The organism is Thauera sp. JM12B12, from assembly GCF_039614725.1.
Taxonomy (GTDB): domain Bacteria; phylum Pseudomonadota; class Gammaproteobacteria; order Burkholderiales; family Rhodocyclaceae; genus Thauera.
This window is the reverse complement of record NZ_CP154859.1, coordinates 4037629-4056415: the sequence shown is the minus strand read 5'-3', so window position 1 is coordinate 4056415 and position 18787 is coordinate 4037629. Positions and strand designations below refer to the sequence as shown.

The 18787-nt window shown below is 68.8% G+C and carries 24 protein-coding genes; 4 read left to right on the top strand and 20 right to left on the bottom strand.

Features of this window, described 5'->3' with window-relative positions; all coding sequences use genetic code 11:
- Positions 1-90: 90 nt before the first annotated feature.
- The 8 genes from AAG895_RS18385 to hypA form a co-directional block, all read right to left on the bottom strand.
- Positions 91-891, bottom strand: coding sequence for an amino acid ABC transporter substrate-binding protein (locus AAG895_RS18385; RefSeq protein ID WP_345795337.1), 801 nt, complete (start codon positions 889-891; stop codon positions 91-93).
- 195 nt (positions 892-1086) lie between these two features.
- Entirely contained in the window at positions 1087-1866 is a 780-nt protein-coding gene (locus AAG895_RS18380) for a hypothetical protein (protein WP_345793415.1), read from the bottom strand.
- A gap of 190 nt (positions 1867-2056) precedes the next feature.
- Complete coding sequence (gene hypE / locus AAG895_RS18375; protein WP_345793414.1) at positions 2057-3112, bottom strand: hydrogenase expression/formation protein HypE; 1056 nt, start codon at positions 3110-3112, stop codon at positions 2057-2059.
- A 5-nt stretch (positions 3113-3117) separates the two neighbouring features.
- Entirely contained in the window at positions 3118-4254 is a 1137-nt protein-coding gene (gene hypD / locus AAG895_RS18370; RefSeq protein WP_345793413.1) for a hydrogenase formation protein HypD, read from the bottom strand.
- Positions 4251-4481 (bottom strand): HypC/HybG/HupF family hydrogenase formation chaperone, encoded by a 231-nt coding sequence (locus AAG895_RS18365; protein ID WP_345793412.1) that lies wholly within the window; start codon positions 4479-4481, stop codon positions 4251-4253. The genes hypD and AAG895_RS18365 overlap by 4 nt, the downstream gene beginning before the upstream one ends.
- A 2-nt stretch (positions 4482-4483) precedes the next feature.
- The gene (locus tag AAG895_RS18360) at positions 4484-5797 is read right to left on the bottom strand and encodes a carbamoyltransferase HypF (protein WP_345793411.1); all 1314 of its coding nucleotides are present in this window, start codon (positions 5795-5797) and stop codon (positions 4484-4486) included.
- On the bottom strand, positions 5794-6702 hold the full coding sequence (gene hypB / locus AAG895_RS18355; protein ID WP_345793410.1) for a hydrogenase nickel incorporation protein HypB: 909 nt from the start codon (positions 6700-6702) through the stop codon (positions 5794-5796). The genes AAG895_RS18360 and hypB overlap by 4 nt, the downstream gene beginning before the upstream one ends.
- Before the next feature lie 27 nt (positions 6703-6729).
- Positions 6730-7071 (bottom strand): hydrogenase maturation nickel metallochaperone HypA, encoded by a 342-nt coding sequence (gene hypA / locus AAG895_RS18350; RefSeq protein WP_345793409.1) that lies wholly within the window; start codon positions 7069-7071, stop codon positions 6730-6732.
- Between the two features lie 126 nt (positions 7072-7197).
- On the opposite strand from hypA, the gene AAG895_RS18345 reads away from it, so the two are divergent.
- Positions 7198-8238: an META domain-containing protein gene (locus AAG895_RS18345; RefSeq protein ID WP_345793408.1), complete on the top strand. Its 1041-nt coding sequence runs from the start codon at positions 7198-7200 to the stop codon at positions 8236-8238.
- Between the two features lie 136 nt (positions 8239-8374).
- Here AAG895_RS18345 and nusB read toward each other — a convergent pair whose 3' ends face one another.
- The 8 genes from nusB to AAG895_RS18305 form a co-directional block, all read right to left on the bottom strand.
- Complete coding sequence (nusB, locus tag AAG895_RS18340) at positions 8375-8878, bottom strand: transcription antitermination factor NusB (protein ID WP_345793407.1); 504 nt, start codon at positions 8876-8878, stop codon at positions 8375-8377.
- Positions 8875-9378: a 6,7-dimethyl-8-ribityllumazine synthase gene (ribH, locus tag AAG895_RS18335; protein ID WP_345793406.1), complete on the bottom strand. Its 504-nt coding sequence runs from the start codon at positions 9376-9378 to the stop codon at positions 8875-8877. The genes nusB and ribH overlap by 4 nt, the downstream gene beginning before the upstream one ends.
- Positions 9379-9397: 19 nt before the next feature.
- Positions 9398-10486, bottom strand: a complete 1089-nt coding sequence (gene ribBA, locus AAG895_RS18330) for a bifunctional 3,4-dihydroxy-2-butanone-4-phosphate synthase/GTP cyclohydrolase II (RefSeq protein WP_345793405.1) — start codon at positions 10484-10486, stop codon at positions 9398-9400.
- Positions 10487-10553: 67 nt separating this feature from the next.
- Complete coding sequence (locus tag AAG895_RS18325) at positions 10554-11165, bottom strand: riboflavin synthase (protein WP_345793404.1); 612 nt, start codon at positions 11163-11165, stop codon at positions 10554-10556.
- Positions 11166-11223: 58 nt separating this feature from the next.
- Positions 11224-13068, bottom strand: coding sequence for a protein-disulfide reductase DsbD (gene dsbD, locus AAG895_RS18320; protein ID WP_345795336.1), 1845 nt, complete (start codon positions 13066-13068; stop codon positions 11224-11226).
- A gap of 31 nt (positions 13069-13099) precedes the next feature.
- Positions 13100-13465, bottom strand: coding sequence for a divalent-cation tolerance protein CutA (gene cutA / locus AAG895_RS18315; RefSeq protein ID WP_345793403.1), 366 nt, complete (start codon positions 13463-13465; stop codon positions 13100-13102).
- A gap of 160 nt (positions 13466-13625) precedes the next feature.
- On the bottom strand, positions 13626-14189 hold the full coding sequence (locus AAG895_RS18310; RefSeq protein ID WP_345793402.1) for a histidine phosphatase family protein: 564 nt from the start codon (positions 14187-14189) through the stop codon (positions 13626-13628).
- Between the two features lie 10 nt (positions 14190-14199).
- On the bottom strand, positions 14200-14448 hold the full coding sequence (locus AAG895_RS18305) for a CDGSH iron-sulfur domain-containing protein (RefSeq protein ID WP_345793401.1): 249 nt from the start codon (positions 14446-14448) through the stop codon (positions 14200-14202).
- Positions 14449-14526: 78 nt separating this feature from the next.
- Between AAG895_RS18305 and AAG895_RS18300 the strand changes: the two genes are divergently transcribed.
- Complete coding sequence (locus AAG895_RS18300; protein WP_345793400.1) at positions 14527-14748, top strand: HepT-like ribonuclease domain-containing protein; 222 nt, start codon at positions 14527-14529, stop codon at positions 14746-14748.
- A 258-nt stretch (positions 14749-15006) separates the two neighbouring features.
- Here the strand turns inward: AAG895_RS18300 and AAG895_RS18295 are convergent, their stop codons facing one another.
- The 3 genes from AAG895_RS18295 to AAG895_RS18285 all read right to left on the bottom strand — a co-directional run bounded on the left by AAG895_RS18295 (position 15007) and on the right by AAG895_RS18285 (position 17292).
- The gene (locus AAG895_RS18295) at positions 15007-16098 is read right to left on the bottom strand and encodes an IS5 family transposase (RefSeq protein ID WP_345793399.1); all 1092 of its coding nucleotides are present in this window, start codon (positions 16096-16098) and stop codon (positions 15007-15009) included.
- A gap of 178 nt (positions 16099-16276) precedes the next feature.
- Positions 16277-16675, bottom strand: a complete 399-nt coding sequence (locus tag AAG895_RS18290; protein ID WP_345795335.1) for a prepilin-type N-terminal cleavage/methylation domain-containing protein — start codon at positions 16673-16675, stop codon at positions 16277-16279.
- Between the two features lie 224 nt (positions 16676-16899).
- The gene (locus AAG895_RS18285; RefSeq protein ID WP_345793398.1) at positions 16900-17292 is read right to left on the bottom strand and encodes a prepilin-type N-terminal cleavage/methylation domain-containing protein; all 393 of its coding nucleotides are present in this window, start codon (positions 17290-17292) and stop codon (positions 16900-16902) included.
- 333 nt (positions 17293-17625) lie between these two features.
- Here AAG895_RS18285 and AAG895_RS18280 point away from each other — a divergent pair, with 333 nt between their 5' ends.
- Positions 17626-17892, top strand: coding sequence for a type II toxin-antitoxin system prevent-host-death family antitoxin (locus AAG895_RS18280; RefSeq protein ID WP_345793397.1), 267 nt, complete (start codon positions 17626-17628; stop codon positions 17890-17892).
- On the top strand, positions 17882-18130 hold the full coding sequence (locus tag AAG895_RS18275; protein ID WP_345793396.1) for a Txe/YoeB family addiction module toxin: 249 nt from the start codon (positions 17882-17884) through the stop codon (positions 18128-18130). Before AAG895_RS18280 ends, AAG895_RS18275 begins: the two co-directional genes overlap by 11 nt.
- Before the next feature lie 41 nt (positions 18131-18171).
- On the opposite strand, the gene AAG895_RS18270 is transcribed toward AAG895_RS18275, so the two are convergent.
- Entirely contained in the window at positions 18172-18783 is a 612-nt protein-coding gene (locus AAG895_RS18270) for a glutathione S-transferase (protein WP_345793395.1), read from the bottom strand.
- Positions 18784-18787 lie beyond the last annotated feature (4 nt).

The window sequence follows — 18787 nt, the reverse complement described above, 5'->3', positions numbered from 1 at the left end:
GGGAGGGTGCATGCCCGCGAAAAAGGCCTGCAGCGGCGCCCATTCGCGGGCAAGCCCGCTCCCACAGTGTCTGTGCTTTCGGCGGGGGACTTACTTGATGATGTCCTTGCCGAACCACTCGGTGGAGATGCGCGCCGCGCTGCCGTCGGCCTTCATCTCGTCCATCGCCTTCTGCAGCTTCGCCAGCAGCTCGGTGTCGTCCTTGCGCGTGCCGACGCCGTATTCCTCGGTGCCGAAGTGGTCGTCGAGCACCACATAGTCGTTGGGTTTCTTGGCGGTGTAGTAGCGGCCCACGACCTCGTCGAGCACCACGGCGTCGAGGCGGCCGGTGGTGAGGTCCATCAGCGCGGTGACGTTGTCGCCGAACTTCTTCAGCTCCTTGAACGAGGCGGCGACCGGATCCTTCTGCACCGCGTCGATCGCGCTGCTGCCGTCCTGGATGCCGATGACCTTGCCGGCGAGGTCGGCCTTGGTCTTCACGGTCGAGTTGGCCGGCACCACGATGATCTGGTGGTTCTCCATGTAGGCGCTGGTGAAGCCGATGTTCTTCCGGCGTTCCTCGGTGATGGTGAGGCCGTTCCACAGCGCATCGACACGCTTGCCGTTGAGCTCGGCTTCCTTGGCGCTCCAGTCGATCGGCTTGAACTCGACCTCGATGCCGAGGCGCTTGGCGGCTTCCTTCGCCAGATCGATGTCGAAGCCGACGAGCTCGTTCTTCTCGTTGCGGAAGCCCATCGGCGGGAAGTTGTCGTCGAGGCCGATGACGATCTTCGCCGGAGCGGCCGGGGTAGCCGGGGCTGCGGCGGACTGGACGGCAGGTTCGTTCTTGCCGCAGCCGGCGAGCAGCGCGCCGGCGGTGAGGGAAAGCATCAGCAGCGAGGAGAGTTTCATCATGGTTTTGCCCGGAGGAGTGGTCTTGAACGGACCGGGTGGGTCCGTCGCGGGAGGAGCCGCCGGGGTGCCGGCGGACAAACCGTGATTTTCGCTGCGATGCGGAAAGGGAGCAACCTCGGGCGCTGCGTCGGCAGCAGCTCGCCCCGGCGAGCTGGGGGGCCGCCGGGGGGGGCCGCCGGCGCGGCGAGCGCTTCAGTTCGTGCCGGTCTCGCGCAGGCGGTCGCGCCACGGCGGACGGCCGTCGTCGTGGCGCCGCCGCTCGCCGCGGTCCTCCGTGCCGGGCGCAACGCGCCCGTCCGGACGTCCGTCATCACGGCGGTAGGGTGTGCGCGTCTCGCGATCGCCGCCGCGTGCGCCATCACGCCCGCGTGGACCATCGCGTTCGGCGCTTGCGGTCGGCGGCCGGCGCGCGTCGCCTGCAGGCGCCGCTTGCGGCGCGATCGGCCGCCCCTCGAAGCGGCGTGGTCCTTCGCTGTCGCGCGTGCGCCGGCGCTCTGTCTCCTGGTGCAGGCGTTCGCGCGCGTCGCCGCGTCTCGGCCAGCCGTCGCGGTCGCCTTCGCGCCGTGCGTCATCGCGCCAGCGCTTGCGGTCGGCGTGGTCGTCCCGGCGGTCGGCGTCTCGCGTGTTGCGGTGTTCGCGCCACCATTGCCCGCGGCGATCGTCGTCGCGATCGCGCTCGAAGTGGCGGTGGCGGACGATGGGACGTGCGCCTGGCGGCGACCAGTAGCCCGGCACCCAGTCGTGGCGGTGGCCTATCCAATTCCAGTAGCCATCGATCCAGATGTAGCCGGCGGCGGGTGGCAGGCCGCGGTATTCCACGCGCGGCGGCGGGGTGACGATGACGGTCTCGCGCGCGTAGTAAGGGGCGTCGTCCTCGTAGTAGCCGTAGTCGTCGACCGGCACGACCGCGCAGCCGCCGAGCGCGAGGGCGGCGGCGAGCATCAGGGACCACGTGCGGGATCGGGAAGTCATGGCGGCGTCCTGCAAAAAGGGACACGGAGGCGGGGCGGGCGCAGGCCGCACCGGCCCCTTCCGTGTTTCTGCTGTCTCCGCTGCAACGATAGGTGAAAGCCCCTGGCGCAGGTGTTTCGCGCGGTAATGAGTTGTAAGGGCGCGTTGTTGCGCGCGTCCTGAAGGCCGTGTCGCGGCCGTCGCCCGGGCCTCAGCAGATGCGCGGCAGCTGTTCGCCCGCCAGCCAGTCGACCATGCGCCGGCCGCCGAGCGTGGTGCGCAGCTGTACGAAGCAGCGGCTGTCCGCGCTCACCTCGCCGATGCGCGCAGCCGCCGCGCCGAGCGGGTGGGCGCGCAGGGCGGCGAGCGCGGCCTCGGCGGACTCGGTGGCGCAGATCACCACCAGCTTGCCTTCGTTGGCGACGTTGAGCGGATCGAGACCGAGCAGCTCGCAGGCCGCCTGCACCTGCGGCGCCACCGGGATCGCGCGCTCGTCAAGCATCATGCCGACGCCCGACTGGGTGGCGATTTCGTTGAGCGTGCTGGCCAGCCCGCCGCGGGTGGGGTCGCGCAGCACGTGGATCGCCTCCGCCGGCACCGCGGCGTAGAGCGTCTCGACCAGGCCGTGCAGGGCGGCGCTGTCGGAGACGATCGCCGACTCGAAGCCGAGCGCCTCGCGCTGCGCCATGATCGCCATGCCGTGGTCGCCGAGGGTGCCCGACACCAGCACCGCGTCGCCGGGCCGGGCGCGCGCGCCGCCCGGGTCACGCCCGGCGGGCAGGGCGCCGATGCCGGTGGTGGTGATGAACACGCCGTCGCCCTTGCCCTGCTCGACGACCTTGGTGTCGCCGGTGACGATGCGCACGCCCGCTGCCCGTGCGGCGCCAGCCATCGAGGCGACGATGCGGGCGAGGTCGGCGAGCGGAAAGCCTTCCTCGAGGATGAACCCGGCCGCCAGCCAGAGCGGGCGCGCGCCCATCACCGCGAGGTCGTTCACCGTGCCGTGCACCGACAGGCTGCCGATGTCGCCGCCGGGGAAGAACAGCGGGCTGACGACGTGGCCGTCGGTGGCCATCACCAGGCGCTCGCCGGGTGCCGGTGCGGGCAGCACCGCGCCATCGTCGCCGCGGCCGAGCTCGGAGTTGTCGAAGGCGCGCGCGAAGAGCTGGGCGATGAGCTGCTGCATGGCGCGGCCGCCTGCGCCATGGCCGAGGTCGACGCGGCCATCGCGCAGGTCGAGCGGCCGCGCGTAAGGGGGGCAGGACATGCGGATCAGGCTCCGGCCGGGTCGCGGAAGCGACCGTAGTTGTAGTGCGCCGCGCAGGCGCCCTCGGAGGACACCATGCAGGCGCCGAGCGGCGTCTCCGGTGTGCACGCGGTGCCGAACAGCTTGCAGTCGGTCGGCGCCTTGGCGCCGCACAGGATGGCCGCGCACGCGCAGGACTTGTGATCGGGCACCGGGCGGTCCTCGAGGCCGAACTTCACTTCTGCGTCCCAGGCCGCGAACGCCGGGCGGATGCGCAGCGCCGAGGCGGGCAGACTGCCGAGGCCGCGCCAGTCGAACTGCGGCCGCGGCGCGAGCACCGCGTCGATGAGTGCCTGCGCCTTGCGGTTGCCCTCGGGGGTGACCGCGCGTGTGTATTCGTTCTCGACCTCGGCGCGGCCCTCATTGACCTGGCGCACCAGCATGCGCACCGCCTGCATGACGTCGAGCGGCTCGAAGCCGGTGATGACGACCGGCATGTGGTGGCGGGTCGCGGCGAAGGCGTAGGGCGCGCTGCCGATGATCACCGACACATGGGCGGGGCCGAGGATGCCGGCCAGGCGCGGGCGCCCCGGACTGTCCGCCGCCGGCGCGGCGAGCAGGGCCTCGATCGCCGGCGGCGTGAGCACGTGGTTGCAGATCACGCTGAAATTGGCGAGCCCGCGCTGCGCGGCCAGCTCGATGACGCGCGCGGTGGGCGGCGTGGTGGTCTCGAAGCCGATCGCGAAGAACACGACTTCGCGCTCGGGCATGCGCTCGGCGAGGGCGAGCGCATCGGCGGCGGAATACACCATGCGCACGTCGGCGCCACGGGCGCGTGCCTTGAGCAGCGAGAGGCCGTCCGAGGCCGGGATGCGCAGGCAGTCGGCGTAGGTGCACAGCGTGACCTCCGGCCGTGCCAGCGCGAGGCGGATCGCCATGTCGATGCGGCCGACCGGTAGCACGCATACCGGGCAGCCGGGACCATGGATCAGGCGCACGGTGCGCGGCAGCAGGTCGGCCACGCCGTAGCGCGAGATGGCATGGGTGTGGCCGCCGCAGAACTCCATGAAGGCGTAGTCGCGGCCGGGCTCGACCTCGCGCGCGATCGCCTGCGCCAGTCCGGCGGCGAGTGCGCCGTCGCGGAACGCGTCGACGTATTTCATGGCGCGGCCGAGCCGGCGCCGGTCGCGGCGAACAGCGCGAGGGTCTGCGCGGCTTCCTCGGGGTCGAGCCGACCGAGGGCGAAGCCGACATGGACGATGACGTAGTCGCCCACCGCGACATCGTCCACGAGCGCGAGCGAGATGGTCTTGCGCACGCCGTCGAGCTCGACGACGGCGTCGTCGCCCTCGAGGCGTTCGATCACGCGGGCGGGGATGGCGAGGCACATTTTCAGGTGTCCTTGTGGGTGAGTTGGTGCAGCGCGACCCAGGCCTGGCCGAGGGCGAGCGCGGCGTCGCCGGGCGACAGGCTGCGCGCGCCGAGCACCTTGAATCCGTGCGCGGGCAGGCCGGCGTGCAGGGCGTCGGCGAGCAGCCGATTGTGCAGGCAGCCGCCGCCCAGCACCACGGTGTCGCAGCCGGTGAGCGCGCTGGCCCTGCGCACCCAGTCGATGAGCGCGGCGGCGAGGGTGGCGTGAAAGCGTGCGGCGCCGCGCGCGGCGTCGGGCGCGTCGGCGAGGCGGCGCAGCAGAGGGTGGAGATCGAGCTCGAACGGCACGGCGGCGGTGCCGACGCCGTTCCCGTCGGGGCGCCCGACACCGGTCGCCGACGCGCTGACGGCTTCGATGATGTGCCAGTCCGCCGGATCGACCGCGGGCGCGGATTGCCGCGCAGCCAGCCGCTCGAGCGCGATCGCCGCCTCGGCCTCGAACCGCATCCGCTCGCAGATGCCGAGCAGGGCGGCGGCGGCGTCGAAGTGGCGGCCGAGGCTGGAGGTCGGCGGGCTCAGCGCGGGCCGTGCGAGCACCTGCGCCAGCATCGCCGCGGCGGGATGGTGGGCGAAGCGGTCGGCGATCTCGTCGCCGCGGCCACAGGCGTGCAGCAGCGCCGCCGCCATGCGCCAAGGCTCGCGCGCGGCGCGGTCGCCGCCGGGCAGGCGCAGCGGGCGCAGGCGGCCGAGGCGCTGGAAGCGTGCGCCTTCGACCAGCAGCAGTTCGCCGCCCCAGGCCTCGCCATCGCTGCCGAGCCCGACCCCGTCGAGGGCGAGGCCGAGCACCGGGTGGGCGTCGAAGCGCGCATGCTCGGCCAGCACCGCGCCGATGTGGGCGTGATGGTGCTGCACGCCGATCGCCGGCACGCCGAGCCGGTGCGCGGTGGCGAGCGCGACGCGGGTGGAGTGGAAGTCGGGGTGGAGGTCATGGGCGACTGCGCGCGCCTGGCCGCTTGCGGCCGCGAGCAACGCGTCCACCGCCGGCTCGACGCCGGCGCAGGCCTCGGCGTTGTCGAGGTCGCCCAGATTGGGGCCGAAGGTCAAGCCGTCCGAATCCAGCAGGCAGGCCGCGTGCTTGAACCAGGCGCCGAGCGCGAGGATGGGATGCCCCGTCCGCATACCGGCAGCAACACCGGCACCGGCGCGGTCGGAGCGGCCTTGCCCGCGAAGGATTTCCTCCGGGCGGGCATCGAGCTTGGTGGGCAGGCGTTCGCGGGCAAGCCCGCTCCCACAGGGGACGGTGGCCGCGGGCGCGGTTCCGGATGGGGGGCTCATGCCGGCGGGCTTGAGTGCTGGGAGTCGATCCGGCGCGTATTCGCAAGCCGGGTCTCGAGCCAGGCGAGCCATTCGTCCAGCCCGTCGCCGCCGGTGGCCGAGGTCTGGATCACCTGCAGGCGCGGATTCACCCGCAGCGCGTAGCCGATCGCGCGCGCCAGGTCGAACTGCAGGTAGGGCAGCAGATCGACCTTGTTGAGCAGCATCAGGTCGGCGGCGGCGAACATGTCGGGGTACTTCAGCGGCTTGTCCTCGCCCTCGGTCACCGACAGGATCACCACCTTGTGTGCCTCGCCGAGGTCGAACGCGGCCGGGCAGACGAGGTTGCCGACGTTCTCGATGAAGAGCAGGCCGCCATCGGCGAGCGCGAGCCGGGGCAGGGCGCGGGCGACCATGTCGGCGTCGAGGTGACAGCCCTTGCCGGTGTTGATCTGCAGCGCCTCGACGCCGGTGGCGCGGATGCGCTCGGCGTCGAATTCGGTCTGCTGGTCGCCCTCGATCACTGCGGCCGGAATGCGGCCGGCGATCCGCTGCAGCGTGCTCACCAGCAGCGCGGTCTTGCCCGACCCCGGGCTGGAGACCAGGTTGAGCGCCAGGATGCCGCGCGCGGCGAGGCTGGCGCGGTTGTGCGCGGCGAGGGCGTCGTTCTTGCCGAGGATGTCGCGCTCGATGCGCAGCATCTCGGTCTGGCCGAGGCCGGGGACGTGGGCGCGTGCCGGGCCTGCGCCGAAGTGCAGGTGCTGGTGGCCGGCGGGGCGGGTTGCGGGCGCGGGATTCCCGAGTGCGCGCCATTGGTGCGGCGCGTCCGCGGGCTTCGTCGCGGCGCGCTTCGCACGCACGCCGCGCGCGCCACCATGGGCCAGCCCGACCTGTCCTTCACCCCCGCAGCCGCATACCGTGCACATTTCTTCCGATCCTCCCTCGTGGCACCGTCAATCGACGTCGAGCGCGCTCACCCGCATCTGCGCCCCGGCGCGCACGTCCAGCCCGTAGGCGCCGCAGTGCGGGCAGGGGTCGTAGCGTTCGTGCAGCGCCACCGTCCGCGCGCAGGCCGCGCACCAGCCCGCACCGGGCGTGCGGACGAACTCCAGCGCCGCGCCCTCGGCGACCGAGCCCTCCAGCACGACATCCAGACAGAACCGCAATGCATCGGCTTCGACCGCCGCCAGCTCGCCGATCTCGAGCACGATCCGGCGCACATGGCGGAACCCCTGCGCGCCAGCGGCGTCTTCGACGATCTCGCGCACATTCTCGGCGAGTGACATTTCGTGCATTCGGGTGCTCGGGCGTGCGTGCTAGAGTCGGCGCCGCTGTGGTAGCGCTTGGCGGCGTTGGCTGGGTCACGGCGTGCGCGGGCAGGCGTGCCCGCCGTCAATTCGATATGGAAGGGAGTTTACTCCATGGTGCTTCGTCCGCTTTTTCTCCTTCCGCTCGCGCTGGTGCTGGGTGGTTGCTCGCTGTTCGGCGATCGCGCCGAATCGTCCGCGATCTCGGCCACGAAGTCATCGTCGGCCGCCTCGCCCACGCCATCGGCCGACAGCGGCGAGGCGCCCGGACGCGCGGCCGTGCTGCCACTCGATCCCCAGCCGCCGGTGCAGTTCCGCTGCGGTGAGCAGACCGTCACCCTACGCCATTTCGGCGAGCTCTCGACCCTGCAGGCGGCTGGGCGCACCTACACGCTGCATCCGGTACGTACCGCGTCCGGCGTAAAGCGGGTGTCGGTGGATGACGAGCGCACATCGATCTGGGTCAAGGGCGACGCGGCGAGGCTGGAGCTGGCCGGCGTGGCACAGCCCGAATGCCGCCTGGTCGCGGAGAAGCCCGTGTTCCGCGCCGTGGGCAACGAGCCCGGCTGGCGGCTTGACGTGCGCGCCGATGGGCTGTCGCTGCTGCTCGATCATGGCGACACGCACGTGTTCGCCCCTGGTCCGCTGGTGGTCGACGGCGACGGCATGCGCAGCTACGAGGCCGTGTCCGCCGGCGGGCCGCTGACGGCGGTCGTGTTCGCGCGCCACTGCGTCGACAGCATGAGCGGCATGCCGCACCCGCGGACGGTGGCGGTACGCTGGCAGGGCCGGGTCCTGAAGGGCTGCGGCGGAGACCCGGCCGAGCTGCTGCAGGGTGGAGCGTGGGAGGTGGTGGAGATCGACGGCAGGGCGGTGGCGGACCCAACCCGCGTTACCGTGAACTTTGCGCCTGAAGGTCGGCTCGCCGGTATCGCGGCGTGCAACCGCTACTTCGGCCGCTATGCGCTCTCAGGCGAGGGCTTGCGGCTGTCGCCGCTGGGGGCGACGAAGATGGCGTGCGAGCCGGGCGCGATGGAGGAGGAGCGCCGCTTCATCGAAGCCGCCGGCCGCGTCACCGGTTTTGCGCTCGCGCCCGACGCGAGCCTGCAGCTCCTTGCCGGCGAGCGCGTGTTGCTGCGTGCGCGGCGGCCCTAGGGGCCGAGGCTTTCGCGGAGCGGCTTTCGTGGGAGCGGGCGTGCCCTCGAAAAGGGGGTCGCGTCCGCTCCATTCGCGGGCAAGCCCGCTCCCACGGCAATCTCGCAGGCTGCCGCGCCCGCCTGGCTTGCCGTGATCAGCGCCGCGCCTGGCGCGCGGCTTCGACTTCTTCCGGCCGGATGCGTGCGGCGAGCTTGTCGAGCACGCCATTGACGAACTTGTGGCCATCGGTGCCGCCGTAGCCCTTGGCGAGCTCGATCGCCTCGTTGATCACCACGCGATAGGGCGTCTCGATGTTGTGGCGCAGCTCGTAGCTGCCGAGCAGCAGGATGGCGTGCTCGATCGGCGACAGCTCGGCGAGCGGGCGCGACAGCAGCGGCTCGAAATCGCCGCGCAACTCGTCGGCGCTGCCGGCCGCGCCGCGCAGCAGGGTGACGAACAGCTCGCGGTCGATGCGGTCGAGGTTCTCGGTCTCGGACTCCAGGTGACGCTGCACGGTGGTCGTCGAGTTGCCCGACAGCAGCCACTGATAGACCCCCTGCAGGGCCAGCTCGCGCGCGCGGCGGCGGGCCATCTTGCTGGTCGGGTTGGGGGCGCCGCTACCCTCGGGCGCCGGGCTGGTGTTGTCGACGTCGCTCATCGCACCACCTTCAGCAGGTTCGCCATCTCGACCGCGGCGCGGGCGCAGTCGGCGCCCTTCTCGCGCATGCGCGCGATCGCCTGGTCTTCGTCCTCGGTGGTCAGCACGCCGTTGGCGATCGGCAGGCCGGTGTCGAGGCCGACGCGGGTCACGCCCGCGCCCATCTCGTTGGAGACGAGCTCGAAGTGGTAGGTCTCGCCGCGGATCACCGCACCGAGCGCCACCAGCGCGTCGTACTGGCCGCTCTTCGCCATGGTCTGCAGCACCAGCGGGATCTCGAGCGCGCCGGGCACGGTCACGATGCGGATGTCGCTGCGTGCGACGCCGAGCGTGATCAGCTCGTCGGTGCACGCCGACAGCAGGCCCTCGCAGATGTCGAGGTTGAAGCGCGCCATGACGATGCCGACGCGCACGCCGGCGCCGTCGAAGCTGGGGTCGATCTCGGCGATGCCGTCGTAGCGGGCGCCCTGGCGGGCGTTTTCGGGTTGGTTGCGTTGCATGCGGTTCTCTGTGATTCGGTCAGTTCTTGTCGACGAAGCCGGTGATCTCCAGCCCGAAGCCGGTCATGCTCGGGATCTTGCGCGGGCTGGCGAGCAGGCGCATCTTGCCGACGTTCAGCGCGCGCAGGATCTGCGCGCCGACGCCGAACAGGCGCGCGTCCCATTTCACCGGGCGGTCCTGCGTGCCGTTGAGGCTGGCGAGCAGCTCGCGGCCCGACATCGGGCGGTAGAGCAGCACGATCACGCCGGCCTCGGCTGCGGCGAGGGTCGCGAGCGAGTCATTCACCGGGAAGCTGTGGCGGCCGCTCGCCGGGTCGAGGAAGTCGACCACCGAGATCGGCTCGTGCACCCGCACCAGGGTCTCGCGCTCGGGTGCGATGTCGCCGCGCGACAGCGCGAAATGCACGTCGCCCGAGGTCTTGTCCTCGAAGGCCGACAGCGTGAAGCGGCCGTGGGCGGTGTCGACGTCCTTCTCGCTGACCTTCTCGATCAGGTGCTCGGTGGCGGCGCGGTATTCGATCAGGTCGCGGATGGCGCCGATCTTGAGACCGTGTTCCTTGCCGAACTCGATGAGGTCGGGCAGGCGCGCCATGGTGCCGTCGTCCTTGAGGATCTCGCAGATCACCGACGCAGGCTCCAGCCCGGCGAGCTGGGCGAGGTCGCAGCCGGCCTCGGTGTGGCCGGCGCGGATCAGCACGCCGCCCTTCTGCGCGGTGAGCGGGAAGATGTGGCCCGGGGTGACGATGTCCTCGGGCTTGGCGTGGCGGCCGACCGCGACCTGCACGGTGCGCGCGCGGTCGTGCGCCGAGATGCCGGTGGTGACGCCGGTGGCGGCCTCGATCGACACCGTGAACGCGGTGCCGTGCGGCGTGCGGTTGTCGCGCACCATCTGCTGCAGGCCGAGCTGGCGGCAGCGCTCGTCGGTGAGCGTGAGGCAGATCAGGCCGCGGCCGTGCTTGGCCATGAAGTTGATCGCCTCGGGGGTGACGAATTCGGCCGCCATCACGAGGTCGCCCTCGTTCTCGCGGTCTTCCTCGTCGACCAGGATGACCATGCGGCCGGCCTTGATGTCGTCGATGATCTCGGTAATCGGCGCGAGTGCGCTCATGCTGTGTCCTTTGTGTGCGTTCTTGCGGGCCGTGCGGCGTGGCATGGGGGCCGGGCGGTGGCGATGGTCAGGCCTGCGCCGCCTCGTCCCGTTTCCACTCGAGCATGCGCTCGACGTAGCGGGCGATGAGGTCGATCTCGAGGTTGACCTTGCTGCCGGCGGCCAGATGCTTGAGGTTGGTCATCGCCACGGTGTGCGGGATCAGGTTGATCCAGAAGTCTCGGCCTTCGACGCGATTCACGGTGAGGCTGACGCCATTGACGGTGATCGAGCCCTTCCTGGCGATGTAGCCGGCGATCGCCGCCGGGGCGCGGATCACCAGTTCGTGGCTCTCGCCGATGGGGGCGAACTTCATCACCTCGCCCACGCCGTCCACATGGCCGGTGACCAAGTGGCCGCCCAGGCGGTCGGCCAGGCGCAGCGCCTTCTCCAGGTTCACCTCGTTGCCGACGGCGTCCAGGCCCACGGTGCAGTTCAGCGTCTCGCGCGAGACGTCGTACTTGAGCAGCGCGCCGTTCATCTCGACCACGGTCAGGCACACCCCGCTGTGGGCGATGCTGTCGCCGAGGATGACGTCGGACAGGTCCAGGCCGTTGGTGTCTACGCTGAGGCGGATGCCGTCCGCGAGTGGCTCGATGTGTTCGATGCGGCCGACGGCCGCGACGATGCCGGAGAACATGAAGGGTTTGAACGGTAAGGGGAAAGCCGGGATTGTAGGGGAAAAACCCCGGACTCGCTCAGAGCGCCCGATCCAGCACCGTCGCGAACGGCTCAGCCTTCATGAAGCCCACCACGCGCAGGCCTTCGCGCTCCTTGCCTGCGGCGTCGAAGAAGATGATGCCCGGCGGGCCGAACAGGCCGAAGCGCTTGAGCAGCGCCTTGTGCTCGTCGTTGTTGGCGGTGACGTCGGCCTTGAGCAGCAGCATCTGCCCCATGCGCTCGGCCACGCGCGCGTCGCTGAAGGTGAAGCGCTCCATCTCCTTGCACGACACGCACCAGTCGGCATAGAAGTCGAGCATCACCGGGCGGTCGGTTTGGGCCAGGCGGGCGTCGAGTTCGGCGATGGAATTCACCTTCTCGAACTGCGGCACGTTCACCGTCGCCGCAGCCTGCGCGCGCAGCACCGACAGCGGCTGCAGCGGATCGCGCGAGCCGGCGAGCGCGCCGATCAGGATCGCCGCGCCAGCCAGCAGCAGCACCACGCCCACGCCCTTCCAGAAGCGCTGCCAGCCCTTCGCGTTGTGCGGCAGCGGATCGATGGCGTGCAGGAAGATGGCCGAGAACAGCAGCAGCGCCGCCCAGCCCAGCATCATCGCCAGCGCCGGGATCACCGGGGTGATCATCCACAGCGCCACCGCCAGCAGCATGACGCCGAAGGCCTTCTTGACCCCTTCCATCCACGGCCCGACCTTGGGCAGCAGGCTGCGCGAGGCCACGCCCACCGCCAGCAGCGGCGCGCCCATGCCCAGGCCCATCGCGAACAGCGCCCAGCCGCCGAGCACGGCATCGCCGGTCTGCGCGATGTAGAGCAGGGCGCCGGCCAGCGGCGCCGCCACGCAGGGGCCGACGATCAGCGCCGACAGCACGCCCATCAGGGTCACGCCGCCGAGGTGGCCACCCTTGCCGTGGCTGGCGGTGTCGGCGAGCCTGCTCTGCAGCGCGGTGGGCAGCTGCAGCTCGTAGAAGCCGAACATCGACAGCGACAGCAGCACGAACAGCACGGCGAAGGCCGACAGCACCCACACGTTCTGCAGCGCGGCCGACAGCATGGTGCCGGTCATGCCGGCGGCGACCCCGGCGAGCGCATAGGTCGCCGCCATGCCGAGCACGTAGGCGAGCGACAGCACGAAGGCGCGCAGGTGCGAGACCTTGTTGCCCTGGCCGACGATGATGCCCGACAGGATCGGAATCATCGGGAAGGTGCAGGGCGTGAAGGCGAGCAGCAGGCCGAAGCCGAAGAAGCTCAGCAGGATGATCGGCACGCTGGCGCCCGCGAGCATGCGGGCGATGTCGCCGGTTTCGTCGCTGGAGACGTCGACCCCGGCAGACGCCGAGGTCGCGCTGGAGGCGGGGGTCGCGGAAGCTGCGGTCGGCTCGGCCGTGCCCGAGCCCCCGCCGAGCACGCTGGCGAGGAAGCCGCCGCCGGCCTTCTTCGGTGGCGCGGTGAGGTCGATCGCAGCCTGCTGCGTGGTCGGCGGGTAGCAGATGCCGCCGTCCCAGCAGCCCTGTACGGTGGCGAACAGCTCGAACCGGGTCACACCCGGCGGCGCCTGTACCGGCAGCAGGATGCGCAACTCGTTGCGGTGGGTCTCCACCTCGCCGAAGAAGTCATCCTTGTGCTTCTTGCCGATGGGTTTTTCCGGCGTCCCGAACGTCACGCTGGCGGGTTCGGCCTCGAAGCGGAACTTGTCGCCGTAGAGGTAGTAGTCCTTGGCGACCTCGAACACCACCTCCACCGTCTGCGCATCGAGCGCTTGCGCGCGCATCGCGAAGGCCTTCTCGGGCTCGATCGGGTTGGCGCGGGACAGCGTGGGGGCGAGGAGACTCGCGACCAGCGCGAGCAGGAGCAGCAGACGATGCATCGTGATCTTCATGAAGGTTTGCGCGCGGCGCTCATTCTGCGGCTGCGGTTTCGGCAGCGACCCAGTCGATATACGCGGGCAGGCCCTGCGTCACAGGGACTGAGACGATCTCGGGAAGTTCATAGGGATGATGTGCGCGGATCGCGGCCTCGAGTTCGGCGTAGCGCGCCGGCGTGGTCTTGATCAGCAGCGGCACCTCGGTCGTGGTCTCGACCGCGCCCTGCCAGCGGTACACCGAGGTGCAGGGAGCAAGGATGTTCACGCAGGCCGCCAGACGCGCCTCGACCAGCGCCGCGGCGAGCGTTTGCGCGTGCGCGGCATCGGGCAGGTTGGTGAGGACGAGCAGGGCGCGCGGGGCGTCGGCCGCGGGGCTGGGGGCGGAGGGGGGCTCGGACATGGTCGGGAGATCCATCGTGGCACGACCGCCATTGTCCCAGACCTGGGTCGCCAACGCCCTGTGCCGGATCAAGCCGCGCGCGCGTACGCCGGCCTGGCTGCGAGCGCATGGGCGGGGCGCCCTCGCGCAGCGCCTGCGACCGAGGGCGTGGGCGGTCGCTTCAATCGGTCCGGATGCGGCCTGCGAGGCTCAGCGTGGCGCCGTGGAGCCGCATCACGATGATCTCGCCCGAGGCCGGGAACACCCCCGACAGCGCGGTGATGTTGACCTGGTGCGTCACCAGCACCAGCGGCACGGGGCCGTGCGCGCGTTCCGCGATCAGCGCGCGCGCCGCGGCGGTGTGCCACGCCTCCTCGCCGCGGTCGGCGAAAAAGGAGTTCAGCCCCGGAAAGGCCACCGCTTCGCCCAATCCCATCTCGCGCGCGGTATCCAGGCAGCGGCACCACTGGCTGGAGAAAATCGCCGCGGTGGCGATGCCGTTGGCGCGAAAGCGCTCGCCGATCGCACGCGCCTGCGCCCGCCCTGCCGCCGACAGGTTGCGCTGGGTGGCGCAGTCATCGACCCGGAAGCCGGGCGGGTCGCCGGTGCCGGGGGCGAGCGCGTGGCGGATCAATGCGACGTGGCCGCCATCGCGCAGGGCTGCCCACAAGGCCGCTTCGCCCGTCTCGGCGCGCGCGGCGGCAAAGGGCAGCAACAGGCACAGGCAGGCGAGCAGGGCGCGCATCACCGGCCGGTCACAGCTTGGCGTGGGTGCCGTCGCAATACGGCGCGTTGGCCGTGTGCTTGCAGCCGCACAGATAGACGGTGCCCGATTGCTCGGCGGTAAAGGCGACGGGCGCGAACCCGGTGCCCTTGTGCGAGCCGTCGCAGAAAGGCTGCTTCTTGCTGTGGCCACAGGCGCACCAGAAGTACTTCCCGCCCGCCTCGACCTCGACGGCAAAGGGCGATTTCTGCGCGATGTGGGGTTCGAGCTTCTCGGCCATGTTCCGGTCTCCGTTGTCGTTGTGCGAGGCCGGCGTGGCGCGGCGTGCCGGTGCTTTCACTGTAGACGAGGGCATGTCGTGCGCAAGCGTGGGCCGCTGATCGACGGCGTCCGAGGTTTCCGGATACGAGCGGCAAGCGGGCAGGATGCGCCTTGGCGTGCGATATCCGGCTTCAGGGACATCCTGGTGCAGGACTTTCTGGCGGTCGACGTCGATGTGGTGTGGCTGGTCGTGGATCAGGAACTGTCGCGGCTGCGCGCGGCGCTGCCGTGGATGCAGACGGGCTTGCCGCTGGTATGAAGGACGAGCTGGGCGGCAGTCGGGCCAAGAAAGAGAAAGCCCGCCGGGCGTGAGCGCGGCGGGCTTGAGGGCGAGGTGAGGTGAGGTGAGGTGAGGTGAGGTTAGCAGCGTGATGCAAAAGCCGGCGGTACCGCGCCAGCACTGAGGTTCAGGTCGAGTTTCATCGTGACATCGTTTTCCGGAATCGCCTTCGCTCCGCGTTCGAATTGTCTTCGTGGCCGCAAGGGCGACCACGAAGGCCCGTTTGCGCACCTGCGCTCATGCCTTCACCTCCGAAACGCTCAATTTCGCGATTCGGAGCAGGTTGTATGCAGCACCAGAAATGAAGGCCGCCATCTGGGTCTTCGCCTGGCCGATGAAACGGGTCTTTCGCAATCCGCCGACCGTTTTCAACCAACCGAAGATCTCCTCGACGCGCTTTCGCTTTCGCTGGCTGACCTGGTAACCCTTGGTTCGGGTGGTTCGCCCATCCAGGCCGGGCGTCTTCCGATCCTTGATGCGCGCGATGTGCGGTCGCACCGCGTGCTCGCGCAAGTGCGCGACAAATTCCTTCACGTGGTAGCCCTTGTCGGCGCCGAGCGTCTTGGGGTGAATGTGCCGTCGTCGTGCGCGAGTGAGCAGCTGCCGCGCGGCACGGTGCTCGGCCTGGGTCGATTCGGTGATGAGGATGTCGACGCACAGCCCATTGCGGTTCTCCATGAGCACATGCCCGCCATAGCTGAGCTTGGCCGGCTGGCCGTTGCCCTTGCGCATGAGTCGAGACTCGGGATCGGTCGTGCTTTGATGCGTGGCGTTCGAGCGCTTCTCGCCCTTGAAGTCGACCATCCCGGTGCCGTCATCACCGTCCTTGGGCGGGGTGCCACCCTTGGGCTTGAAGCTCTTGAACGAAGCCCAGGCATCGATCAGCGTGCCGTCGACCGTGAAGTGGTCCGAGGACAGCAGCTTCTGCTTGCGGGCCAGATTGACGACCTCATCGAAGAAGCGTCGGGCCACGTCGGTGGCAACCAGGCGTTCGCGCAGGCGGCTGAAGTTCGACTGGTCCAGCGTCGGGCTCTCGAGATCCATGTCGAGAAACCAGCGGAACAGGATGTTGTGGTCGAGTTGTTCGCAGAACTGCCGGTCCGAGCGAACCGAATACAGCGCAATCAGCAATTGCGCCTTGAGCAGTCGCTCTGGCGGAATCGATGGGCGACCGACCGAGGAGTACAGCGCGTCCAACTCCCCAGAAATTGCGCCCAGGGCACGGTCGGCCAAACGCTTCACCCGTCGCAGCGGATGATCCGCCGGCACACGCGACTCCGGCGAGAAGTAGTGGAACATCGAGGACTGGGGGTCGAGTTGGCCGCGCATCGTTGCAGGACAAGGAGTCTGGAGATAGGTCTATGACATACAGCTTTTCGGATCGTTCACAGCCTTGTGCATCACGCTGTTAGGTGAGCAAATGAAAGACCTGACCCCTGACCCCTGGACCCCTGACCCCTGAGTGAATGAAAGACCTGACCCCCTATTCACTCTCTCCTTTCACCATTCACAAGCCTGCACCAGACTGACACTGCGAGTTCGTCGCTCCCGATCCCGTACTGGCTGCCGCATAGGAAATACCGCCTTGTGGGGTTATCGTCGCCGTAACCGAACAAGTACCCGTATCCCATACCAGCGTAGATGCGACTCCATCCGAAATTGCCGAAGAGCCTGCCAGTTGTGAAACGGTTGCAAGTTCGGCTGAGAGCGAAACACATCCAAGCCCAGTCATAACACATGCTTGCGCTTTAGCAGCCCAACTCAGAACACCTTTCATAGCTGCCGCACCTTGTGCTTGGGCAACGTAATTACGGTAACTCGGTAGAGCTACTGCCGCCAGGATCCCGATAATCGCAACAACAATCATCAGTTCGACAAGCGTGAATCCTTGTTGGACTCTTTTCATCACGACTTCCTCAAGCTGAAGAGAAGCATAAGGCTCAGTTTTACTTGGTGAGTCTTCAGCACGCTGGAACACCAGTTGAGCCATTTTGAGATCAGAGCATTACTTGCGCTGCCAAGTAAAAGAGCCCGCCAAGCTGTTCATGGCGGGCTCCTTTAAGGGGGCTGCTACTGCGCTACTGCTATCCTTTATCAACAGCCTCGGTCATATTTATCGACAGCAATACATCAGAGGCCTGCGCCTGCGGTGCAAAGAGCATTGTTAGCAGCATCCACGCCTACTGCTCCGTAAGTGAGGCCGCCATCGGCACCGAGGGTGGCAGTCACCACGCACTTGTCATTAGTCCAGACGGCGGTGCCACCAACACCATCTGCAATGGCGGCTGCTACGACTAGTTCAGCCGGCTTAGCCTCAGCATGCATCTCTGCACATCCAACTCCAGCTTGAACACAGACCTGCGCCTTCGAAACCCAAGCACTAACTCCCTTCATCGCTGCGCCGCCCGCAGCCTGAACGACATAATCCCGGTACGCCGGCAGCGCCACCGCCGCCAGAATGCCAATAATCGCAACGACGATCATCAGTTCGATCAGGGTGAAGCCTTGCTGCATCTTTTTCATTTCAGTTCTCCTTGATGGGAAACCACGGAAAGATCCGCTTGCGTACCCATCTGCAATCCCCGTGCCAGTCTCAAAACCCCAGTTTTCCGTGAACTAGTTCCGCTGAGTTGACACGATCCGGGGGCGGAATCTGACAAGTGCTCCGGATCGGCTTGTCAACATGTGACAAAGGGGTGTGGTGGTTGGGATCCCGTGCTCAGATCCCGCACGTGCTCAGATCCCGCAGATCCCGGGGTCAGGTCTTTCATCTGCTCACGCGCTCGCGCCACGCCGCGGGTGCGAGCGCGTGAGGGTTGTGCTGAACGTTGTACAAAGTGGAACCTGGAGACCGCGATGGAAGCCCTGACCTACAACTACACCCGCACGCACCTGGCGCAGGTGATGCGCAGCGTCAACGAGGACTGCGCGCCGGTGCTGCTGACGACGCAGCGCGGCAAGCCAATGGTGATCATGTCGCTGGACGATTACAACGCGCTCGAAGAGACGGCGTATCTGCTGCGCTCACCGAAGGGTGCGAAGCGCCTGATGGAGTCGGTGGAGCAGTTGCGCGCAGGCGGTGGCGAGCCGCGCGCGCTGATCGAGACGGACGATGCAGTCTAGGTTCTCGGATCACGCCTGGGAGGACTGCCTCTACTGGCACGAGACCGACCGCAAGCAGCTCAAGCAGATCAATACGCTGATCGAGGACATCCGTCGGCATCCCTTCACGGGCATCGGCAAGCCCGAGCCGTTGAAGCACCAGCTAGCGGAGTTCGGGTCGCGCCGCATCGATGACCGCCACCGGCTGGTGTATGCGGTCGAGGGCGAAGTCTTGCTGATCGCGCAGTGTCGTTACTGACAGCGTGAGCCTGAGGTCAGGTCTTTCATTGGCTCATGCCCTCACCCCGCCGGCGGCTGCGTGCGCTTGAAGCTCTCGCGCCCGAACATCCTTTCCGCAAACGGCACCAGCCCCGGATGCCGCCCGCGCCAGTCCAGAGCGGCGAAGCGCAGGTCGAGGTAGCCGAGGGCGACGGCGGCGGCGATGTCGCCGAGCTGCATGGCGTTGCCGTTGAACCAGTGGCGATCGTCGAGGCGGCGCTCGAGCTCGGCGAGGCCGCGGTCGATCTTGTCCTTCTGGCGGGTGATCTCGCGGTCGCTGCGCTCGCCGTCGGGGCGGCGCGATTCGAGCAGCGCGGCGACGGCGGCGTCGGTGACGCCGTCGGCCAGCGCCTCGGTCTGGCGCACGCGCACGGCGTCGAGGCCGCTGGCGGGCAGCAGCGCGGGTGCGGTGTCGAGGGTTTCGAGGTAGCCGGCGATGACCGGCGAGTCGAAGAAGGTCTCGCCGCTGTCGGCGATCAGCACGGGCACCTTGCCGAGTGGGTTCAACTCGGGGATGCGGGTGTTGGCCTCCCAGGGGGAGTCGACGACGAGCTCGAAGGGCAAGCCCTTCTCGTCGAGGACGATGCGGATCTTGCGTGCGTAGGGGCTGGTGAGCGAGGCGAGCAGTTTCATGGCG